Source organism: Streptomyces sp. WI03-4A (assembly GCF_033792105.1).
Classification (GTDB): domain Bacteria; phylum Actinomycetota; class Actinomycetes; order Streptomycetales; family Streptomycetaceae; genus Streptomyces; species Streptomyces collinus_A.
In genome coordinates this window covers 34714-53358 of sequence record NZ_JARAUO010000047.1, presented here as the reverse complement: position 1 = coordinate 53358, position 18645 = coordinate 34714, and the positions used below count along the sequence as shown (strand labels likewise).

Here is an 18645-nt window from a genome sequence, read left to right as displayed (position 1 = left end):
GACAGGCGGGGACCTGACGGAGTTGGCGGACCCTCAGTGGGCGGAGCCCGAGAGCTGCAGGCCGATCACGCCGATGATGACGAGCGAGATCGACACGATCTTCAGGGTCGACACCAGGTCACCGAGGAAGACCATGCCGTAGATCGCGGTGCCCGCCGCGCCGATCCCGGTCCACACGGCGTACGCGGGGCCGACGTCCAGCTTCTTCAGGGACAGGGTCAGCAGGCCGAAGCTGCCCAGCGCGAAGGAGGCGAAGGCGATCGTCGGCCACAGCCGGGTGAACCCGTGGGAGAGCTTGAGGCACACGGCGAAGCCCGTCTCCAGAAAGCCGGCGACGATGACCAGCAGCCACGGCATGTACGGTCCTCCCGTAGGTCCTGATCTCCGGCTCGGTGCGATTATGCACTTACCGGCGGCGGGCCCCGGCAAACAACGCGAAGCTCAGTCGCCCTCTCGGCGATCCCGCGTGGCCAGCAGCCGGCGCAGGGAGAACAGCCGCGCCGGGTCCGCGTGCCCCTCCTCGACCCAGGCGTCCAGCGCGCAGTCGGGCTCGTCGTGACTGCACGCGCGCGGGCAGCCCTCCGTGCCCGGTTCCAGGTCCGGGAAGGCGTGGATCACGCGGGAGGGGTCGACGTGCGCCAGGCCGAAGGAGCGCACGCCCGGGGTGTCGACGACCCAGCCGTCCGCAGCGGTGAGCGGCAGCGCGAGCGCCGACGTCGTGGTGTGCCGGCCTCGGCCGGTCACCGCGTTCACATGCCCCGTGACCCGGCGGCGTTCCTCCGGGACCAGCGCGTTGACCAGGGTCGTCTTGCCCACGCCCGAGTGCCCCACGAAGGCGGTGATCTTGCCGTCCAGGTGCGCGCGCACCCGGTCCGCCGCATCGCCGTTCTCCAGCTCCTCGCGGCTGGTGACGACGTACGGGATGTCGAGGGCGCCGTACAGCTCCAGCAGCTTGTCCGGCGGGGCCAGGTCGGACTTGGTCATCACCAGCAGCGGCTCCAGGCCGCCGTCGAAGGCCGCGACCAGGCAGCGGTCGATCAGCCGCGGGCGCGGCTCGGGGTCGGCGAGCGCGGTGACGATCGCCAGCTGGTCGGCGTTGGCGACGACGACCCGCTCGTAGGGATCGTCGTCGTCGGCGGTACGGCGCAGCAGCGAGCCGCGCTCCTGAATGCGCACGATCCGCGCGAGGGTGTCCTTCTTGCCGGACAGGTCACCGACCAGGGCCACCCGGTCGCCCACGACGGCCGCCTTGCGGCCCAGCTCGCGGGCCTTCATCGCCATGACCGTACGGTCGCCGACCAGGCAGGTCAGCCGGCCGCGGTCGACGGTGAGGACCATGCCCTCGGCCGCGTCCTCGTGTTTGGGCCGGATATGCGTGCGCGGCCGGTTGCCCTTGCGGTTCGGGCGGGTGCGGATGTCGTCCTCGTCGGTGTGCTTGCCGTAGCGGCGCATGATCCCAGTCCGCCCGTCAGTTCCCCAGCATCCCGGTCCACAGCTCGGGGAAGTCGGGCAAGGTCTTCGCCGTCGTCGCCACGTTCTCGATCCGCACACCCTCGACCGCCAGGCCGATGATCGCACCGGCGGTCGCCATGCGGTGGTCCTCGTAGGTGTGGAACACCCCGCCGTGCAGCGGGCGCGGGCGGATGTGCAGGCCGTCGGCCGTCTCGGTGACGTCACCGCCCAGCCCGTTGATCTCCTTGGTCAGCGCGGCCAGCCGGTCCGTCTCGTGCAGCCGCAGGTGCGCCACGCCCCGCAGGGTCGAGGGGGAGTCCGCGAGCGCGGCGACCGCCGCGACACCCGGCGTCAGCTCGCCGACGTCACCGAGGTCGACATCGATGCCGTGGACGGCGCCCGAGCCGGTGAACACGAGCCCGAACTCGGTCAGTTCGCAGGTGCCGCCCATCTCGGTGAAGATCTCCCGCAGCCGGTCACCCGGCTGGGTGGTGCGCTCCGGCCAGTCCGGGATCAGCATCTTGCCGCCGGTGACCAGGGCCGCCGCCAGGAACGGCTGGGCGTTCGACAGGTCGGGCTCGATCGTCAGGTCCCGGCCCAGCAGGGCGCCCGGCGTCACCCGCCACACGTTCGGCTCGCCGCCCGACTCCGGGGTGTCCACCTGGGCGCCGACCGCGCGCAGCATGTCCACGGTCATCCGGATGTGCGGCATCGAGGGCAGGGTCGCGCCGGTGTGCCGGACCTCCACGCCCTGGTTGAAGCGGGGGCCCGACAGCAGCAGCGCCGAGACGAACTGGGAGGACGAGGAGGCGTCGATCGAGACCGGGCCGCCGTCCAGCGCCCCGCCGCCGTGCACGGTCAGCGGCAGCGCGCCCCGGCCGTCGTCGTCGATCCGGGCGCCGAGCACGCGCAGCGCGTCGATCACACCGTGCAGCGGCCGCTCGTAGGACCGCGGGTCCCCGTCGAAGCGGATCGGGCCGTCGGCGAGCGCGGCCACCGGCGGCAGGAAGCGCATCACCGTGCCGGCGTTGCCGACGTCGACGGTGGCCGGGCCGTGCAGGCCGGTGGGCAGCACCCGCCAGGCCTCCCCGGAGCCGTCCGGGCCCACCCCCTCCTCGATCTCGACCCCCATGGCCCGCAGGGCACCGGCCATCAGCAGCGTGTCGCGGGAGCGCAGCGGGCGGCGCAGCCAGCCGGGCTCGGAAGCGAGGGCGGCCAGCACGAGGGCGCGGTTGGTGACCGACTTGGACCCCGGCACGTGGACCGTGGCGTCGACGGCTCCGCTCGCGTGCGGGGCGGGCCAGAGGGCGGGGTGGGCGGTGTTCGGGGCCATGAGGCCACTTTATAAGCAGGGCCCGGTCTCAACCTTCCAGCAGCCAGCGGCCGCCACCGATGAGTGAGCACAGGGACACCGCGTGGAACAGGAACAGCCACAGCCCCGCCGGAACGTGCGTCAGCCGGGAGAGCTGGTCCGCGTCCGAGTCCCCGGCGCCGCCCCGCGACCGCTTGGACTGGAGCTCGAACGGCGGCCGCACGCCCCCGAGGAGGAGGAACCACACCACCGCGTAGGCGAAGGCGGCCTGCACCTGCGCACCGGCCAGCCAGGACACCAGCAGGAAGGCGCCCCCGGCCAGGACCACGGTCAGCACCCCGTACGCGTTGCGGATCATCACCAGCATCGCGACCAGCAGCGCGGTCGCCACCCACAGCAGCAGCGTGATGCGGCCCGCGGCCAGCAGCGCGGCCCCGCCCAGGCCCAGCAGCGAGGGGGCGGTGTACCCCGCGGCCGCGGTGAGGATCATGCCCAGCCCGTACGGCTTGCCCCGGCTGACCGTCAGACCGCTGGTGTCGGAGTGCAGGCGTATCCCCGTGAGCTGCCGGCCGGTGAGCAGCGCGACCAGGCCGTGGCCGCCCTCGTGGGCGATGGTCACGGCGTTGCGCGCGAGCCGCCACACCGGGTGCCAGACCACCACCGCGAGCGCGGCGACCAGAGTGGCGAGCACCACCCACAGGTCGGGGTCGGGCTGGGTGCCGGTCAGCCGGTCCCAGAAGTCGGGCAGCGCGGTGGCGGCGAGGCTGTCCATAGGTCCGAGTGGCTCCCTGTGCTCGGTTCGGTGCGTGTCCGGAGGAGGGCGGCGCGAGAGGTCGTCGCCGGAAGGTGGTGGTCGGGGGACGGGTGGGCCTGGCAGTGTGGCACGTATGTGCGGACGGTATGCATCCAGTCGTAGGCCGGAGGATCTCGCGGGCGTCTTCGGGATCGAGAAGTGGGAGCCCGAGGAGACCCTGGAAGCGGACTTCAACGTGGCCCCGACCAAGGAGGTCTACGCCGTTCTCGACCGTCCGGTGAAAGACGCGGACAGCCCGCGTCCGGTTCGCCAGCTGCGCCGGCTCAAGTGGGGCCTGGTGCCCTCCTGGGCCAAGACGCCCGAGGGCGGCGCCCGGATGATCAACGCGCGCGCGGAGACCGTGCACGAGAAGCCCTCCTACCGCCGCGCCTTCGCCGCCCGGCGCTGCATCCTGCCCGCCGACGGCTACTACGAGTGGGTCACCGGCAAGCAGGAGCGGGAGCTGGAGGAGGAGGGCCGCAGGAAGCGGCCCCGCAAGCAGCCCTACTTCGTGCTGCCCGCCGACGGCTCGGTGTTCGCGATGGCCGGTCTCTACGAGTTCTGGCGGGACCGCACGCTGCCCGACGACCACCCGGGCGCCTGGTGGGTCACCTGCTCGGTGATCACCACCGAGGCGGAGACCACCCCGCTGGCGGTGGCCCCCGCCGAGGGCCCGCACACCCTCGCCGAGATCCACCCCCGGATGCCGCTGATGCTCACCCCGGACCGCTGGGGCGCCTGGCTCGACCCCGCCCGCACCGACCCGGACGAGCTGCGCGGACTGCTGGCCCCGCCCCCGCCCGGCCTGATGCGCGCCTACCCGGTCGGCACCGCCGTCAGCAACGTCCGCAACAACGGACCGGAGCTGCTGAAGGAGCTTCAGGCGCCGGAGGAGGGCACACTCTTCTGACGTGACCACCACCGAGATCATCGCCACGGACGCCGGAGACGCCCGGATCACCTGGCACCCCGCGGAACAGCCGCGGCTGGTGCTGGCCCTCGGCCACGGCGCCGGCGGCGGCGTCGAGGCACGGGACCTCCAGGCGCTCGCCCGGGTGCTGCCCGGGCACGGGGCGAGCGTGGCCCTCGTCGAACAGCCCTGGCGGGTGGCCGGGAAGAAGCTCGCCCCCGCGCCGAAGACCCTGGACACCGGCTGGCGCGGGATCTGGCCCGCGCTCGCCCGGCCCGGCCTGCCGGTGGTCTCCGGCGGGCGCAGCGCCGGCGCCCGGGTCGCCTGCCGCACCGCCGGCGAACTCGGCGCGCACGCGGTGCTGGCGCTCAGCTTCCCGCTGCACCCGCCGGGCCGGCCGGAGAAGTCGCGGGCCGACGAACTCCTCGGCGCCGGGGTGCCCACGCTGGTCGTCCAGGGCGGCGCCGACCCCTTCGGCAGGCCGGCGGAGTTCCCCGAGGGCGACCACGAACTGGCCGAGGTGCCCCACGGCGACCACGGGTTCGCCGTGCCCAAACGCGCCGCGATCACCCAGGAGGAGGCGCTCGACGTCCTCACCGGCGCCGTCGTGGCGTGGACCCGGTCACTCGGCTGACCCCCGGGAATGCGGGGCGGCGGAGCACTGTTGTGGCGGACAGAAGTGCTGGGGAACCGGCACCGAAGTCCTAGGAGAGGAAGTCCGCCGCATGGGTTCGACCATCTGCCCGAGCCGCAGCAGCCGCACTGACCTGGACTGGACGGTGCTGCACGCGGCCAAGGCCACCCCTATTCGAGGGGCGGCAGGCACGGGTCGTGTTCTATCCTCCGAAACGAGTGGGATCGGTCTCGGTCCTGCCCGGGATCTTGAGGAGGTGGGTCCGGTCACCGGTACCGACGCAGGGACCGACAACGGCCAGGCGGAGCAGCCCGAGGGCCGGGGCGACAGCGCTGAGTCGACCGCGGAGCGCAGCGCGCGCTTCGAGCGGGACGCGCTCGAATTCCTCGACCAGATGTACTCGGCCGCGCTGCGCATGACGCGCAACCCGGCCGACGCCGAGGACCTGGTGCAGGAGACCTACGCGAAGGCGTACGCGTCCTTCCACCAGTTCCGCGAGGGCACCAACCTGAAGGCCTGGCTGTACCGGATCCTCACCAACACCTTCATCAACTCGTACCGCAAGAAGCAGCGCGAGCCCCAGCGCAGCGCGGCCGAGGAGATCGAGGACTGGCAGCTCGCCCGTGCCGAGTCGCACATGTCGACCGGTCTGCGCTCCGCCGAGTCGCAGGCGCTCGACCACCTGCCGGACTCCGACGTGAAGGAAGCGCTGCAGGCGATCCCCGAGGAGTTCCGCATCGCCGTCTATCTCGCGGACGTAGAGGGCTTTGCGTACAAGGAGATCGCGGACATCATGGGGACACCCATCGGTACGGTGATGTCCCGGCTGCACCGGGGCCGCCGTCAACTGCGCGGCATGCTCGAGGACTACGCCCGTGAGCGGGGGCTGGTCCCGGCCGGCGCCGGAGAGTCGAACGAAGCGAAAGGCTCGGGCTCATGAGCTGCGGAGAGCCGCACGAGACGGACTGCAGTGAGGTCCTCGACCACCTGTACGAGTTCCTCGACAGCGAGATGCCGGACGTCGACCGCGACAAGTTCCAGCACCACTTCGAGGAATGCTCCCCGTGCCTGGAGAAGTACGGCCTGGAGCAGGCCGTGAAGAAGCTGGTCAAGCGGTGCTGCGGACATGACGACGTGCCCGCGGACCTGCGCGCCAAGGTCATGGGGCGGATCGACCTGATCCGCTCCGGGCACACCGTGCCCGAGCACGACGTGACCGCCGCTCCGCAGGAGCGCTGAGCGCCGCGGCGGAGCCGCCGCCCCGCCACGACCCGTCATCACTCGAACGTGCTAATCCCCGGGGCATGGTCCCCCGCGCCCCCCGACGCCCGTCCTAGGCTCCGAGCCTGGGCAGGCACGGTCGGGGAGGGGCGTGATGGAGGCGGTTCCGGCGAGGGCGCGAGCCTGGGTCGCCTGCGTCGCTCTGTCGGTCGTCCTCTGCGCGCTGCCGTTCCCGGGCACCCGCACCCCCTGGTGGGCGCTGACCCTGCTCGCGGGCCTGTACGCGGCCTGCGACCACGTCGTGGGACGCCGTCTGGGCGGCACGTTCTACCCCGTCCTGCTCGCCGGGGCGTTCCTGCTGCCCCCGCCCGCCGCCGCGCTCGTGCCGCTGCCGGCCGCCCTGCTCGCCCGCGTCGAGGAGCGGCCCGTCCGGCTCCGCCGGGTGTGGCGGGCCGCGCGGCCCTCGCTCGCCGTGTGGGGCGCGGCCCGGGTCCACTGGTCGCTCGGCGGCCGTGACGCCGTCGTCGCCTGCCACTTCCCCTACGTGCTCGTGCCCGCCGGAGCTGCCGTCCTCGCCTTCTGCCTGGTGCTCTCCGTGCTCGACGGCGGGATCCTGGCGGCGGGCGCGGGGGTGCCGCCCACCCCTCGCAGGCCGTGGGGGAGGGTGTCGCCGCGCCGGGCCTGGGGCGGGCTGCTGTTCCGCTCCCTCGCGCCGGTCGCGGTGCACGGACTGGCCGGGCTGATGATGGCCGTGCTGTGGCGCAGCCGCTACGGGCCCGTCGCCGCGCTGCTCGTGCTGCTGCCGATGTGCGTCTCCTGCTGGGTCTTCGCCCAGTACCACCGCGAGCGGGCCGCCCACCAGGCCACCATCCGCGCGCTGGTGCAGGCCGTCGACATCAAGGACGGCTACACCCGTGGCCACAGCGAACGGGTCGGCCAGGCGTCCGTGCTGATCGCCCGCGAACTCGGCATGGACGACGCGCGCGTCGAGGTGCTGCGCTTCGCCGGCATCCTGCACGACGTCGGCAAGCTCGGTGTGCCCACCCGACTGCTGCGCAAGGACGGCCCGCTGACCCCCGAGGAGCGGCGGGTCATCGAGCTGCACCCCGAGTACGGCCACGAGATGGTCCGCGGGATCTCCTTCCTCGGCGAGGCCCGGGCGGCCATCCTCCACCACCACGAACGGCTCGACGGCAGCGGCTACCCGTACGGGCTCGCGGGCGGGCAGATCCCCGAGTGCGCCCGCGTGGTGGCCGTCGCCGACGCCTTCGACGCCATGACCTCCACCCGCTCCTACAGCCGGGCCCGGCCCGTCGAGGCCGCGGTCACCGAGCTGCGGCGGTGCGCCGGGACCCATTTCGACCCCCGCATGGTCACCGCGCTCGCCGACGCGCTGGACCGGCACGGCTGGCACCCGGCCGTCACCGCCGACGAGACCTCGCCCGCGGTCCCGGCCCAGCAGCCGGCCGCCGGCAGCCCGAGCGGAGCGGGCCGGTGACCGCCCTGCGGATCGTGCACACGGGCGCCGGCCTCACCGCGGGTGCCTGCCTCGCCGTCAGCCTGTGGAGCGGGATCGAGGACCGGGGCGTGGCGCTCGCCTTCGGGGTGCTCATAGCCGTCGGCGAGCTGACCCGGTGGAGCGGGCCCCAGGTCCGGCAGGCCGCCCCGCTGGGCACCGCCGGATCGCTGTCGTACGCGCTGCTCGGAGCCGACGCCGGACATCCCACCCAGCACGGCGCCGCGCAGGTGGTCACCGTCGTCCTCGCCGCCTCCCTGCTCGGCGGCGTCCCGCACCTCTGGTCCGGCCGCACCCCGACCCTCGACCACCTGGCCCGCCGTGTCCTGACCGTCGGCTTCGCCGCCGTGTGCTTCCAGCCCCTGTACCTGCAGGGCGCCCTGGAGGGCTGGGACGGCCCCGGCTACGCCCTGCTCGTCGTCGCCCTGCTCGTCCTGACCGCCCTGTGCGACGCCGTCCTCGCCGCCGCGCTCGCCCACTCCCGCACCGGCTGGCCCTTCGGCCCGCAGCTGCGCGAGGAGCTGCGCGGACTGCTCGGCATCGGGTCCGCCGTGTGCGCGACCGGCGCGGTGATGGCGCTCGCCGTCGCCGTCGCCGGACTGTGGGCACTGCCGGTGTTCTGCCTGCCCCTGCTGCTCACCCAGCTCTCCGTGCGCCGCTACGCCGCCGTCCGCGCCACCTACCGGCAGACCATCGCCTCCCTCGCCCGCGCCACCGAGATCGCCGGGTACACCCCCGCCGGGCACGCCCGCCGGGTCGCCGCGCTCAGCCTGGCCGTCGGCCGCGAACTTGGCCTGCCCGGGCCCGCGCTGACCGTCCTGGAGTACGCCGCCCTCATGCACGACATCGGCCAGCTCAGCCTGGTCGACCCGGTCCCGGCCGGCGCCACCGCCGCCCTGCCCCGCGAGGAGCAGCGGCGCATCGCGCTGCTCGGCGGCGCCGTCGTCCGGCAGACCGGGGTGGACGCGGCGGTCGCCGTCGTCGTCGAGCGGCAGGCCGACCCCTGCGCGGACCAGCCGCCGGCCGCGCGGATCATCCGGGCGGTGAACGCGTACGAGGAGAAGGCGCGCGACGCCGGGCCCGACGGACCGCTGCGTGCGCTGGAGGAGCTGCGCCTGGCCACCGCGGGGGACTACGCTCCGGAAGTCGTGGAGTCGCTCGCCCGGGTGCTGTCGGGGGCCGGGGGGTGGCGAGGCGACAACGGCGCCGGAGCGCGGCCCGACTGTCTGACCCAGCGCGTGACGGGGTAACCCATGGGTAATGAGCGCCCCTCCCGCCGTACGTGGTTGGATGCGAGGGAGAGGGTGTCCGGGGGCACAAGCCAGCCCACGTGCGGAACTGGAACTGGCAGGCGGGAATCGTGAGGATCTTCGGCAAGGGACGGCACCGGCCCTCCGCCTCCTGGCGGCAGGCCACCGACAGGGCGTTCACGCTCATCGGCGACGGCCGGTACGAGGACGCGGGCGAGCTGCTGACACGCGCCGCCGACCTGGAACCCTGGCTGTCGGAGTCCTGGTTCAACCTCGCGCTGCTGCACAAGTTCCGGCACGACTGGGAGCAGGCCCGCGCCGCCGGACTGCGCGCCGTGGCCCTCCTGGACCGCGAGACCGGCGCTCCGGACTGGTGGAACGTGGGCATCGCCGCGACCGCCCTGCAGGACTGGCCGCTGGCCCGCCGGGCCTGGCAGGCCTACGGGCTGCGGGTGCCCGGGGGTACCTCCCGGCCGAAGGCCGGGGGAGGGGCCACCGCCTCCGGCGAGCCGCTCGGCATGGAACTGGGCAGCGCGGCCGTACGGCTCTCCCCGGAGGGCGAGGCCGAGGTGGTCTGGGGCCGCCGGCTCGACCCGGCGCGGATCGAGGTGCTGTCCATCCCGCTCCCGTCGTCCGGGCGGCGCTGGGGCGAGGTCGTGCTGCACGACGGCGTCCCGCACGGCGAGCGCACCACGTCCGCCGGGCACTCCTACCCGGTCTTCGACGAGATCGAGCTGTGGGCGCCCTCGCCCGTCCCCACCTGGGTGGTGCTGCTGGAAGCGGCCACCGAGGCCGACCGGGACGCCCTGGAGCAGCTCGCCGCCGACGCCGGATTCGCCGCCGAGGACTGGTCCTCGTCGGTGCGGCTGCTGTGCCGCATGTGCTCGGAGTCGCGGATGCCCTCGGACGAGGGCGACGGCATGCACCTGGACCCGCACGACCACAGCGAGCCGGGGCACCCCGGGCCGCTCGGGCACCGCACGGACGGCCAGCTGTGGGTGCCGGAGCGGGAGTGCGGAGTGGCGGCACCCGCCTCGCTGGTCCGGGGGCTGCTGGACGGCTGGGTCGCCGACAGCCCGGACTCGCGCGACTGGCGGGATCTCGAAGAGGTGTGCTGACGCAGCCCCGGGCCGCGGGCCCCTGGGGGGCTGGTCACGCGGTTCCGCGCGCCCGTGACAGGGCGCTGCACGTACCCTGTATCAGCATCACTCCCAGTATTTGTGCAGGAAGGCTTACGTCGGTCATGGCGCAGCAGGACACCGATCAGCAGCACGCGGGCGTGCTCCCCGTCGACGACGAGGGGTACGTCGTCGACACGGAGGACTGCGAGGAGCGCGAGAACGCCTGGCGCGAGCGCGGCACCTCGCGGCCGATCACCGTCGTCGGCAACCCCGTGCTGCACACCGAGTGCAAGGACGTCACCGAGTTCGGCGCGGAGCTGGACCAGCTGGTAGCGGACATGTTCGCCAGCCAGCGCACCGCCGAGGGCGTGGGCCTGGCCGCCAACCAGATCGGTGTGGACCTGAAGGTCTTCGTCTACGACTGCCAGGACGACGAGGGTGTCCGGCACGTGGGCGTGGTGTGCAACCCGAAGCTGGTGGAGCTGCCCGCCGACCAGCGCCGGCTGGACGACAGCAACGAGGGCTGCCTGTCCGTGCCCACGGCGTACGCGCCGCTCGCGCGCCCCGACTACGCCGAGGTCACCGGCCAGGACGAGAAGGGCAACCCGATCAGGGTCCGGGGCACCGGCTACTTCGCACGGTGTTTGCAGCACGAGACGGACCACCTGTACGGCTACCTCTACATCGACCGGCTGTCGAAGCGGGACCGCAAGGACGCGCTGCGGCAGATGGCCGAGAACGAGCCACGCTACCCCGTGGTCGCCAACGGCTGAGAGACACGGCCGAGACGTACGGCGACCCTGCGGGAGCAGCCACGACGTCATCGACGACGCCCGGTCGGGATCCTTCCCGACCGGGCGTCGTTCGTTTGTTCGTCGCATGATTCCCGGCATGTTGGGGTGGTGAGTGGAGCAAATCCGTTCCCATAACGGTCAGTTGTGGTGCTGAATGTAAGAGCGGGGATACGCAACGGCGCACGCCCGGCACGGCACGGAGGGGTGTTGCGCTCCTGGCGGCTGAGAGGGGACTGTTCGTGCACGCTTTCTCACACGGCACCACATCGTCGACAGCGGTCGCGGTACCGCCGTCTCTCGCCCTCCCGGTGATCGAGGAGCTGTTTCCCCGACAACTCCACCCGTATTGGCCGAAGCTCCAGGAGAAGACCCGGGTGTGGCTGCTCGAAAAGCGGCTCATGCCGGCGGACAAGGTGCGGGAATATGCCGACGGTCTTTGCTACACCGACCTGATGGCGGGGTACTACACGGACGCCACCGAGGAGGTCCTCCAGGCCATCGCGGACTACAGCGCCTGGTTCTTCGTCTGGGACGACCGCCACGACCGGGACATCGTGCACGGCCGCCCGGACGACTGGCGGCGCCTCAGGCACCGACTGCACGCGGCCCTCGCCTCCCCCCGGCACCATCTGCATCACCCGGACTCCCTGGTGGCGGGGTTCGCGGACAGCGTGCTGCGGTTGTACTCGTTCCTGCCGCGCACCTGGAACCGGCGTTTCGCCCGCCACTTCCACGCGGTGATCGAGGCCTACGACCGCGAGTTCCGCAACCGGACCGCGGGACACGTCCCGAAGGTCGAGGAGTATCTCGCCCTGCGCCGGCTCACCTTCGCGCACTGGATATGGACGGACCTGCTGGAGCAGGGCGCCGGTTGTGAACTCCCGGACCCGGTGCGGAAACACGCGGCATATCGCAGGCCGGCACTGCTGAGCCAGGAATTCGCCGCCTGGTACAACGACCTCTGTTCGCTGCCCAAGGAAATAGCGGGCGACGAGGTGCACAATCTGGGAATCAGTCTCGTCACCCACGAGGGGTTCACCCTCGAAGAAGCCGTGGACGAAGTCAGGCGACGCGTCGAGGAATGCATCAGTGAATTCCTGGAGGCCGAGCGCGAAGCCCTGCGGTTCGCCGACGGACTCGCCGACGGAACCACCCGTGGAAAGGAATTGAGCGCCGCCGTGCGCGTCTGCGTCGGCAACATGCGGAACTGGTTCAGCTCCGTCTACTGGTTCCACCACGAGTCAGGCCGGTACATGGTCGACAGCTGGGACGACCGGTCCACTCCCCCGTACGTCAACAACGAAGCGGCAGGTGAGAAATGACCGTCGAGTCTGTGAAGCCCGTGACCCCGCGGACGCCGGAACTGCGCGAGCCGCCGCTGGCCGGCGGCGCCGTCCCGGGCCTCGGCCACGGCCTGAAACTGGTCCGCGACCCGCTGGCCTTCATGTCCGGCCTGCGTGAGCACGGCGACGTCGTGCGGCTGCGGCTCGGCCCGAAGACGGTCTACGCCGTCACCACCCCGGCGCTCACCGGCGCCCTCGCGCTCAGCCCCGACTACCGCATCGGCGGACCGCTGTGGGAGTCCCTGGAGGGCCTGCTGGGCAAGGAGGGCGTGGCCACCGCCAACGGCCCCCGCCACCGCCGCCAGCGGCGCACCATACAGCCCGCGTTCCGGCTCGACGCGATCCCCGCCTACGGCCCGGTGATGGAGGAGGAGGCGCACGGGCTGACCGAGCGCTGGAAGCCGGGCGCGACCGTCGACTGCACCGCGGAGTCGTTCCGCGTCGCCGTGCGCATCGCCGCCCGCTGCCTGCTGCGCGGCGAGTACATGGACGAGCGCGCGGAGCGGCTGAGCGCCGATCTCGCGACCGTCTTCCGTGGTATGTACCGCAGGATGGTCATCCCGCTCGGACCGCTCTACCGGCTGCCGCTCCCGGCCAACCGTGAATTCAACCGGGCGCTGGCCGATTTGCATCTGCTGGTCGACGAGATCGTCGCCGAGCGGAGGGCATCTGGTCAAAAGCCGGACGATTTGCTGACGGCACTGCTGGAGGCGAAGGACGACAATGGCGACCCCATCGGGGAACAGGAGATCCACGACCAGGTGGTCGCGATACTCACCCCCGGAAGCGAAACAGTCGCCTCCACGATCATGTGGCTGCTCCAGGTGCTCGCGGAACACCCGGAACACGCCGAGAAGGTGCGCGCGGAGGTCGAATCCGCGACCGGTGGCCGACCCGTCGGATTCGCCGACGTACGGGAGCTCAGGCACACCAACAATGTGGTCGTGGAAGCCATGCGGCTCAGGCCCGCCGTATGGATATTGACCCGGCGCGCGGTGACCGACACCGAGCTGGGCGGCTATCGCATTCCGGCCGGGGCGGACATCGTCTACAGCCCCTACGCCGTCCAGCGCGACGCCCGCTCCTACGACCGGCACCTCGACTTCGACCCGGACCGCTGGCTGCCCGAGCGGGCCAAGGAGGTGCCGAAGTACGCCATGAGCCCGTTCAGCGTGGGCAACCGCAAGTGCCCCAGCGACCACTTCTCCATGGCCCAGCTGAGCCTGATCACCGCGGCGATCTCGGCGAAGTACCGCTTCGAGCAGGTCGGCGGGTCGAACGACAGCACCCGCGTGGGCATCACGCTGCGGCCGCACCGGCTGCTGCTCAGGCCGCTGCCCTGGTAGCCCGCGGGCAGTCGGCGCCGGCGCGTGTTCAGGCGGCCTGCGGGCCGCGGAACGTGCGCCGGTAGGCCGCCGGGGTGGTGCCCAGCGCGCGGACGAACTGGTGGCGCAGCGCGGCCGCCGTGCCGAAGCCCGTGCGCGAGGCGATCGCGTCCATGGTCTCGTCCGTGCCCTCCAGCAACTCCTGTGCCAGCAACACGCGCTGGCGCAGGATCCAGCGGTAGGGGGTGGTCCCCGTCTCCTGCTGGAAGCGGCGGGCGAAGGTGCGCGGGGCCATGTGGGCGCGGGCGGCGAGTTGTTCGACGGTCACCTCCCGGTCGAGGTGCCGCTCCATCCACGCCAGGACCTCGCCGACGGTGTCGCACGGGGCCTTGGGCAGCGGCCGCTCGATGTACTGCGCCTGCCCGCCGTCCCGGTGCGGCGGCACCACCATGCGCCGGGCGATCCGGTTGGCGACCTCCGGGCCCTGTTCCCTGCGCACGAGGTGCAGACAGGCGTCGATGCCGGCCGCGGTGCCGGCCGAGGTGATCACCGGGTCCTCGTCCACGTAGAGCACGTCCGGCTCGACGGTCAGCCGCGGGTACTGGCGGGCCAGCTCGTCCGCGTGGTGCCAGTGCACGGCGCACCGTCGGCCGTCCAGCAGCCCGGCCGCGGCGAGCACGAAGACGCCCGAGCAGACGCTGAGCACCCGGGCGCCGCGGTCCACGCCGCGGCGCAGGGCGTCCAGCAGCTCGGGCGGGAACGGGCGGGAGGCGTAGTCGGACCCGGCCGGCACGGCGATCAGATCGGCCGAATCCAGTCGCTCCAGGCCGTGCTCGACGTGCAGCGAGAAACCCGCGTTCGAACGCAGCGTCCGGCCTTCGGCCGAGGCGACCGCGAAGTCGTACACCGGCAGGCCCTCGTCGCTGCGGTCGGTGCCGAAGACCTCGCACACGACGGCCAGCTCGAAGGGGTTCACGCCGTCGAGCAGGACGGCGACCACATTGCGCAGCATGCCGCCAGTGTGCCTCGATGCTGGCAGTAAATCGAGGGTGCACGGCAGTCCTGCCACTCCCGGTAAGGAGTGTCAGGCGCGACAGTGGTGTCTATGACTACGGCACAGACAGAAGGACTGCTCGGCATGATCGCCGTGATCGGGATCCTGGGCCTCCTGGTCCTCCCGGCGGTGATCGGCATCGTGCGGGACCGGATCATCGACCGGCAGATCAGGAGGGCCCAGGAGGCCCGGGGAGCCCGGGAGGCCCGGGCCGGAAGGAGGGATCAGAAGTCCTCGTCCAGGTCGACCGTGCCTTCCACCGCGACCTGGTACGCCGACGGGCGGCGCTCGAAGAAGTTCGTCAGCTCCTGAACACCCTGCAGCTCCATGAAGGAGAACGGGTTCTCCGAGCCGTACACCGGGGCGAAGCCGAGCCGCGTCAGACGCTGGTCGGCGACGCACTCCAGGTACTGGCGCATCGACTCGGTGTTCATCCCCGGGAGGCCGTCACCGCACAGGTCGCGCGCGAACTGCAGCTCGGCCTCGACGGCCTCCCGCAGCATGTCGGTGACCTGCTGCTGCAGCTCGTCGTCGAAGAGGTCGGGCTCCTCCTTGCGGACGGTGTCGACCACGTCGAAGGCGAAGGACATGTGCATCGTCTCGTCGCGGAACACCCAGTTGGTGCCGGTGGCGAGGCCGTGCAGCAGGCCCCGGCTGCGGAACCAGTAGACGTACGCGAAGGCCCCGTAGAAGAACAGCCCCTCGATGCACGCGGCGAAGCAGATCAGGTTCAGCAGGAACCGCCGGCGGTCCGCCCGGGACTCCAGCCGCTCCAGCTTCTCCACCTCGTTGATCCACTTGAAGCAGAACCCCGCCTTCTCGCGGATGGAGGGGATGTTCTCCACGGCCGCGAAGGCCGCCGTCCGGTCGTCCGGGTCGGGCAGGTAGGTGTCCAGGAGCGTCAGGTAGAACTGGACGTGCACGGCCTCCTCGAAGAGCTGCCGGCTCAGGTAGAGCCGCGCCTCGGGGGAGTTGATGTGCTTGTACAGCGTCAGCACCAGGTTGTTCGCGACGATCGAGTCACCCGTCGCGAAGAAGGCCACCAGGCGGCCGATGAGGTGCTGCTCCTCCGGGGACAGCTTCGCGAGGTCGGCCACGTCCGAGTGGAGGTCGACCTCCTCCACGGTCCAGGTGTTCTTGATGGCGTCGCGGTAGCGCTCGTAGAAGTCCGGGTAGCGCATCGGACGCAGGGTCAGTTCGAAGCCCGGGTCGAGCAGGTTCTGGTTACGGGTGGTCATTACTGGCAGGCCTCGCAGGACTCGGGGTTCTCAAGGGAGCAGGCGACCGCGTCGGGGTCGGCGGCCTGCTGGACGGGGATGGTGGCCTCGGTCCGCGCCTGGGCCTGGGCGGCCCGGGCGATCCGGGTCGCCGGGCGGGAGCGCAGGTAGTACGTCGTCTTCAGGCCCGACTTCCAGGCGTACGCGTACATCGAGGAGAGCTTGCCGATGGTCGGCGTCTCCAGGAACAGGTTCAGCGACTGGGCCTGGTCCAGGAACGGGGTGCGGGCGGCGGCCATGTCGATCAGGCCGCGCTGCGGGATCTCCCACGCCGTGCGGTACAGCGCCCGCACGTCGGCCGGGATCCAGGCGAATTCCTGCACCGATCCGTTGGAGTCGCGCAACGCCTCCCGGGTCCGGGCGTCCCACACGCCCAGCTCCTTCAGGTCCTGCACCAGGTAGGAGTTGACCTGGAGGAACTCACCGGACAGCGTCTCGCGCTTGAACAGGTTGGACACCTGCGGCTCGATGCACTCGTACACGCCCGCGATGGAGGCGATGGTCGCGGTGGGCGCGATCGCCAGGAGGAGCGAGTTGCGCAGGCCCACGGAGGCGATCCGCTCGCGCAGCGCCGCCCAGCGCTCCGGCCAGGTCGGTTCCACGTCGTAGTGGTCCGGGTGCAGGACGCCGCGGGCGGTGCGGGTCTTCTCCCAGGCCGGCAGCGGGCCGTTGCGCTCGGCGAGGTCGGCGGAGGCCTCGTACGCGGCCAGCATGATCCGCTCGGCGATCCGCGTGGACAGGGCCCTGGCCTCGGCGGAGTCGAAGGGCAGGCGCAGCTTGAAGAAGACGTCCTGGAGACCCATGGCGCCCAGGCCCACCGGACGCCACTTGGCGTTGGAGCGGCCCGCCTGCTCGGTCGGGTAGAAGTTGATGTCGACGACGCGGTCGAGGAAGGTGACGGCCGTGCGGACCGTGGCGTCCAGGCGCTCCCAGTCGAGGTCCCCGTCGGTCACGAAGGCGCCGAGGTTGACCGACCCCAGGTTGCAGACCGCCGTCTCCCCGTCGTCGGTGACCTCCAGGATCTCGGTGCAGAGGTTGGAGGAGTGGACGACATGGCCCGGCTCCGCCGTCTGGTTCGCGGTGCGGTTGGCGGCGTCCTTGAAGGTCATCCAGCCGTTGCCGGTCTGCGCGAGGGTGCGCATCATGCGGCCGTACAGGTCGCGGGCCGGGATGGTCCGGCGGGCGAGCCCGTCCGCCTCCGCCTTGCGGTAGGCCGCGTCGAACTCCGCGCCCCACAGGTCCACCAGTTCGGGCACGTCCGCCGGGGAGAACAGTGACCACTGCTCGTCGGCGTTGACCCGGCGCATGAACTCGTCCGGGACCCAGTGCGCCAGGTTCAGGTTGTGCGTACGGCGGGCGTCCTCACCGGTGTTGTCGCGCAGCTCCAGGAACTCCTCGATGTCGGAGTGCCAGGTCTCCAGGTACACCGCGGCCGCGCCCTTGCGCCGTCCGCCCTGGTTCACGGCGGCCACCGAGGCGTCCAGGGTCTTCAGGAACGGCACGATGCCGTTGGAGTGCCCGTTGGTGCCGCGGATCAGCGAACCGCGGCTACGGATGCGGGAGTACGACAGGCCGATGCCGCCGGCGTGCTTCGAGAGCCGTGCCACCTGGTGGTAGCGGTCGTAGATGGAGTCCAGCTCGTCCAGGGGCGAGTCGAGCAGGTAGCAGGACGACATCTGCGGGTGCCGCGTGCCGGAGTTGAACAGCGTGGGGGAGGAGGGCAGGTAGTCGAGGCGGCTCATCAGCCGGTAGAGCGCGGCGACCTCGTCCAGCGAGCGGACCGTGTCGTCCTCGGCGAGGCCCGACGCCACCCGCAGCATGAAGTGCTGGGGCGTCTCGATCACCTTGCGGGTGATGGGGTGCCGGAGCAGGTAGCGGCTGTGCAGGGTGCGCAGGCCGAAATAGCCGAAGCGGTCGTCGGCCGCGGTGTCGACCAGCGCGTCCAGACGGTCGGCGTGCAGCCGGACGAACTCCGCGGTGCGGTCGGCGATCAGGCCCTCGCGGTGGCCCACGGCGACGGACCCGGTGAAGGAGGTGACGCCCTGCGAGGCGGCCTCGGCGCGCACCGAGACGGTCAGCAGCCGGGCGGCCAGCCGGGAGTAGGCGGGGTCCTCGGAGATGAGCCCGGCGGCCGCCTCCGTGGCCAGCTCGCGCAGCTCCGCCTCGTCGGCCCGTGCGGACCGGCCGCGCAGCGCAGCCGCGGCCACCCGGCCGGGGTCGGCGTCGGGGAGGTCGGCGGTCAGCTCGGTCAGGGTCCGCAGCAGCGCGGCACCGGGACCGTCGGTGTTCGGGTCGCTGACCGAAGCCGGATCGGCGGGCGCGATGGTCACGTGGGGCTCTCCCTCGCTCGGCACGGGGGCCTGGCGGAGGGCAGCGGGCGGCGACGGCACGAGCGCGCACGACGTCGCGTCCACCGGCCCACTCCACGAGGCCCGGACGTCTGGAGGCACCCGGACCGGACGGCCGGGCGCGCGCTGACGGCAGGTCCTCGGACTGGACAGGCGTGCGGATGCACGCAAGTACACCGTTGCGGGACAGTTCCGGATTCGCACCGGATTCCCCTGCGGCGACAGCGAGCATGAGCATACATCTAGTGCCGGGCTGTGGTGTCACCCCCAGATGTTGTGTCTGTCGCGGGGTGCG

General features: G+C 72.0%; 18 protein-coding genes and 1 riboswitch. Of the genes, 11 read left to right on the top strand and 7 right to left on the bottom strand.

Features of this window, described 5'->3' with window-relative positions; all coding sequences use genetic code 11:
- Window positions 1-33: 33 nt before the first annotated feature.
- From PV343_RS34165 to PV343_RS34150, 4 genes are all read right to left on the bottom strand, one after another.
- A complete protein-coding gene (locus PV343_RS34165; RefSeq protein WP_020942150.1) occupies window positions 34-357 on the bottom strand; it encodes a DMT family transporter in 324 nt (107 codons plus the stop codon).
- Window positions 358-441: 84 nt separating this feature from the next.
- Complete coding sequence (gene rsgA, locus PV343_RS34160; RefSeq protein WP_319150911.1) at window positions 442-1452, bottom strand: ribosome small subunit-dependent GTPase A; 1011 nt, start codon at window positions 1450-1452, stop codon at window positions 442-444.
- Between the two features lie 16 nt (window positions 1453-1468).
- Window positions 1469-2785 (bottom strand): 3-phosphoshikimate 1-carboxyvinyltransferase, encoded by a 1317-nt coding sequence (gene aroA, locus PV343_RS34155; RefSeq protein WP_319150910.1) that lies wholly within the window; start codon window positions 2783-2785, stop codon window positions 1469-1471.
- 28 nt (window positions 2786-2813) lie between these two features.
- On the bottom strand, window positions 2814-3536 hold the full coding sequence (locus PV343_RS34150; RefSeq protein WP_319150909.1) for a M50 family metallopeptidase: 723 nt from the start codon (window positions 3534-3536) through the stop codon (window positions 2814-2816).
- Window positions 3537-3651: 115 nt separating this feature from the next.
- On the opposite strand from PV343_RS34150, the gene PV343_RS34145 reads away from it, so the two are divergent.
- The 10 genes from PV343_RS34145 (at window position 3652) to PV343_RS34100 (ending at window position 13692) form a co-directional block, all read left to right on the top strand.
- Entirely contained in the window at window positions 3652-4467 is an 816-nt protein-coding gene (locus PV343_RS34145) for an SOS response-associated peptidase (RefSeq protein ID WP_319150908.1), read from the top strand.
- A gap of 1 nt (window position 4468) precedes the next feature.
- Window positions 4469-5101: an alpha/beta family hydrolase gene (locus PV343_RS34140; protein ID WP_319150907.1), complete on the top strand. Its 633-nt coding sequence runs from the start codon at window positions 4469-4471 to the stop codon at window positions 5099-5101.
- 256 nt (window positions 5102-5357) lie between these two features.
- Window positions 5358-6041 (top strand): RNA polymerase sigma factor SigR, encoded by a 684-nt coding sequence (gene sigR / locus PV343_RS34135; protein ID WP_020942156.1) that lies wholly within the window; start codon window positions 5358-5360, stop codon window positions 6039-6041.
- Window positions 6038-6340, top strand: coding sequence for a mycothiol system anti-sigma-R factor (gene rsrA, locus PV343_RS34130; protein ID WP_020942157.1), 303 nt, complete (start codon window positions 6038-6040; stop codon window positions 6338-6340). The genes sigR and rsrA overlap by 4 nt, the downstream gene beginning before the upstream one ends.
- Before the next feature lie 136 nt (window positions 6341-6476).
- Window positions 6477-7820, top strand: a complete 1344-nt coding sequence (locus PV343_RS34125; RefSeq protein ID WP_319150906.1) for an HD-GYP domain-containing protein — start codon at window positions 6477-6479, stop codon at window positions 7818-7820.
- Window positions 7817-9088, top strand: coding sequence for a metal-dependent phosphohydrolase (locus PV343_RS34120; RefSeq protein WP_319150905.1), 1272 nt, complete (start codon window positions 7817-7819; stop codon window positions 9086-9088). Before PV343_RS34125 ends, PV343_RS34120 begins: the two co-directional genes overlap by 4 nt.
- Window positions 9089-9198: 110 nt before the next feature.
- The gene (locus PV343_RS34115) at window positions 9199-10206 is read left to right on the top strand and encodes a tetratricopeptide repeat protein (protein WP_319150904.1); all 1008 of its coding nucleotides are present in this window, start codon (window positions 9199-9201) and stop codon (window positions 10204-10206) included.
- Window positions 10207-10331: 125 nt separating this feature from the next.
- A complete protein-coding gene (gene def / locus PV343_RS34110) occupies window positions 10332-10982 on the top strand; it encodes a peptide deformylase (RefSeq protein ID WP_319150903.1) in 651 nt (216 codons plus the stop codon).
- A 260-nt stretch (window positions 10983-11242) separates the two neighbouring features.
- Window positions 11243-12325: an epi-isozizaene synthase gene (cyc1, locus tag PV343_RS34105; protein ID WP_319150902.1), complete on the top strand. Its 1083-nt coding sequence runs from the start codon at window positions 11243-11245 to the stop codon at window positions 12323-12325.
- Window positions 12322-13692, top strand: a complete 1371-nt coding sequence (locus PV343_RS34100; protein WP_319150901.1) for a cytochrome P450 — start codon at window positions 12322-12324, stop codon at window positions 13690-13692. The genes cyc1 and PV343_RS34100 overlap by 4 nt, the downstream gene beginning before the upstream one ends.
- Window positions 13693-13720: 28 nt before the next feature.
- On the opposite strand, the gene PV343_RS34095 is transcribed toward PV343_RS34100, so the two are convergent.
- A complete protein-coding gene (locus tag PV343_RS34095; RefSeq protein WP_319150900.1) occupies window positions 13721-14683 on the bottom strand; it encodes a helix-turn-helix domain-containing protein in 963 nt (320 codons plus the stop codon).
- Window positions 14684-14776: 93 nt separating this feature from the next.
- Between PV343_RS34095 and PV343_RS34090 the strand changes: the two genes are divergently transcribed.
- Complete coding sequence (locus tag PV343_RS34090; RefSeq protein WP_319150899.1) at window positions 14777-15037, top strand: hypothetical protein; 261 nt, start codon at window positions 14777-14779, stop codon at window positions 15035-15037.
- Here the strand turns inward: PV343_RS34090 and PV343_RS34085 are convergent.
- Both PV343_RS34085 and PV343_RS34080 read right to left on the bottom strand, forming a co-directional pair.
- Window positions 14950-15963, bottom strand: coding sequence for a ribonucleotide-diphosphate reductase subunit beta (locus PV343_RS34085; protein ID WP_319150898.1), 1014 nt, complete (start codon window positions 15961-15963; stop codon window positions 14950-14952). The genes PV343_RS34090 and PV343_RS34085 overlap by 88 nt on opposite strands.
- The gene (locus PV343_RS34080; RefSeq protein ID WP_319150897.1) at window positions 15963-18332 is read right to left on the bottom strand and encodes a ribonucleoside-diphosphate reductase subunit alpha; all 2370 of its coding nucleotides are present in this window, start codon (window positions 18330-18332) and stop codon (window positions 15963-15965) included. The genes PV343_RS34085 and PV343_RS34080 overlap by 1 nt, the downstream gene beginning before the upstream one ends.
- A gap of 131 nt (window positions 18333-18463) precedes the next feature.
- A riboswitch (cobalamin riboswitch) is annotated at window positions 18464-18598 on the bottom strand.
- Window positions 18599-18645: the final 47 nt, after the last annotated feature.

Coding starts and splice junctions, on each gene's coding strand:
- PV343_RS34165 (WP_020942150.1), bottom strand. CDS start 357: ATGCCGTGGCTGCTGGTCATCGTCGCCGGCTTTCTGGAGACGGGCTTC.
- rsgA (WP_319150911.1), bottom strand. CDS start 1,452: ATGCGCCGCTACGGCAAGCACACCGACGAGGACGACATCCGCACCCGC.
- aroA (WP_319150910.1), bottom strand. CDS start 2,785: ATGGCCCCGAACACCGCCCACCCCGCCCTCTGGCCCGCCCCGCACGCG.
- PV343_RS34150 (WP_319150909.1), bottom strand. CDS start 3,536: ATGGACAGCCTCGCCGCCACCGCGCTGCCCGACTTCTGGGACCGGCTG.
- PV343_RS34145 (WP_319150908.1), top strand. CDS start 3,652: ATGTGCGGACGGTATGCATCCAGTCGTAGGCCGGAGGATCTCGCGGGC.
- rsrA (WP_020942157.1), top strand. CDS start 6,038: ATGAGCTGCGGAGAGCCGCACGAGACGGACTGCAGTGAGGTCCTCGAC.
- PV343_RS34125 (WP_319150906.1), top strand. CDS start 6,477: ATGGAGGCGGTTCCGGCGAGGGCGCGAGCCTGGGTCGCCTGCGTCGCT.
- def (WP_319150903.1), top strand. CDS start 10,332: ATGGCGCAGCAGGACACCGATCAGCAGCACGCGGGCGTGCTCCCCGTC.
- PV343_RS34100 (WP_319150901.1), top strand. CDS start 12,322: ATGACCGTCGAGTCTGTGAAGCCCGTGACCCCGCGGACGCCGGAACTG.
- PV343_RS34095 (WP_319150900.1), bottom strand. CDS start 14,683: ATGCTGCGCAATGTGGTCGCCGTCCTGCTCGACGGCGTGAACCCCTTC.
- PV343_RS34090 (WP_319150899.1), top strand. CDS start 14,777: ATGACTACGGCACAGACAGAAGGACTGCTCGGCATGATCGCCGTGATC.
- PV343_RS34085 (WP_319150898.1), bottom strand. CDS start 15,963: ATGACCACCCGTAACCAGAACCTGCTCGACCCGGGCTTCGAACTGACC.